1 protein-coding gene and 1 pseudogene are annotated in these 1,525 nt (G+C 66.0%); one reads left to right on the top strand and one right to left on the bottom strand.

All coding sequences use genetic code 11. The features are described from left to right. Window positions 1–362, bottom strand: a pseudogene (locus tag MJ777_RS10525) (phosphoesterase PA-phosphatase); the annotation flags it as partial. 723 nt (window positions 363–1,085) lie between these two features. Here MJ777_RS10525 and MJ777_RS10520 point away from each other — a divergent pair. Next, on the top strand, window positions 1,086–1,481 hold the full coding sequence (locus MJ777_RS10520) for a transposase (RefSeq protein WP_239375602.1): 396 nt from the start codon (window positions 1,086–1,088) through the stop codon (window positions 1,479–1,481). Window positions 1,482–1,525: the final 44 nt, after the last annotated feature.

Here is a 1,525-nt window from a genome sequence, read left to right as displayed (position 1 = left end):
GTCGCGGCCAGCGCGGCGGTCAGCTGCGGCGCGCGCGCCGGCACGAGCGCAGCCAGCGAGTCGTGCACCGCCGAGGCGAGTGCGGCATCAGCGAACGGGCCGTGACCGGGGCCGATGGCGCGGCTGGCGGCGATCCAGCTGATCGCCCACAGCCGCATGTTCGTGACCTGTGTCGGGTAGTCAGCCGTTACCAGGGCCGCTTGGGTCTCGTCGAACCACTGCAACACCGTGTCCGGAGCGCCCTGGGCCTGCGGGTTCACCTGGGCTGCGGCGCCGGTGGCCGGGACGAGCAGCGCCGTGGCGAGGAGCAGGGCGAGCATCGGCAGGCGCAGCGGTGGCCGTGTGCATCGAGGGACAGACATATAACCTCCCTCCCGAAATACTAGATATATCTAAATGGAAGTCAATGACGCTTTTGGGTAAGTAAATGATATAAATGATTTATAGGGGGATATCGTCGAGCGTCGAGGCGCGAGAGCGCCCGAGACCGCGGAGACGCTGGTTCCGGTGCCGCCCGGCACGTCGAGCGCGAGGGAGCCATGCCTGCACTGGCCGAGGCCTTGCGGCGGCCACGGTGCGTGTCGGCCGTCGGCGGGCGTGCCCTGGGTGTGGTCGGCTGTTCTGTGGGGTGCGCCGGTACGGAGATCGGCACGGACGCCGGTACGAGTAGGGGAGCGGTCCGGTACGAAGATCGGACGATCATGGGGGAGCGGTCCGGACGATCACCGTTCCCGTTCGGGGACGACCATGGTTCGCCGGCCGCGAGCCGGACGGCTCACAGCTTGGCTTGGTGTCGTCGGAACCGGCTCCCGAGCCGCTGTCCGTCCTGTGGCTGACCGCCTGATCCGGGACAGTCCGTCGGGTGCCCCTGTCGTCGGCTGACTTCGGTCGATGACAGGGCAACTCCCACGACGAGACCTATGCGCGTGAACTGCGGATACGCCGTCCGCTCGATCGACGCCTGCGGCCACTCCCAAAACTCGACCCCTGTCACCGTGATCGGCAGGCTACCGTCAGCCCAGCGCGAGCCAATCCGCGATGGGGGCACAATCGGTCGATTGCGCCCCCATCGACGAGTCCAATCGGTGCGCGCCGTCCACCAGCGGAAACGGCCCGCCGATCCAATCGGATCCGGTCGAGAGTTACGCCTCCCTATTTCGCCCCTGGTCCACCAGCAACTCGGCACCCCGTTGGTGTGGGTGTGGGACACCCTCCCCGTCCACCTGTCCGGGGGGCTCACCGCTTTCATCGCGGAGAACAAAGAGTGGCTGACCGTGTTCCGCCTGCCCGCCTGCCCGCCCGATCTCAATCGGGTGGAAGGGGTGTGGTCGCTGGTCAAACGGTCGTTGGAGAACTTCACTGCTACTGGTCTCGACCATCTGATCCGTGTCACGAAACGCAAACCGAAGAAGATCCAGTACTGTCCGTGTCTGCTCCACGGCTGTCTCGCCGAGACCGGCCTGACCATCGAATTACCATGATCGATCCAGCCGTCATCGCGAGTTCAACCTCAGTAAGAGCGCCC

The sequence above is a fragment of the Protofrankia sp. Cj5 genome (genome assembly GCF_917627405.1).
GTDB lineage: Bacteria > Actinomycetota > Actinomycetes > Frankiales > Frankiaceae > Protofrankia.
Note: the sequence above shows the minus strand (reverse complement) of the source record. Positions and strands in the feature narration are given on the sequence as shown.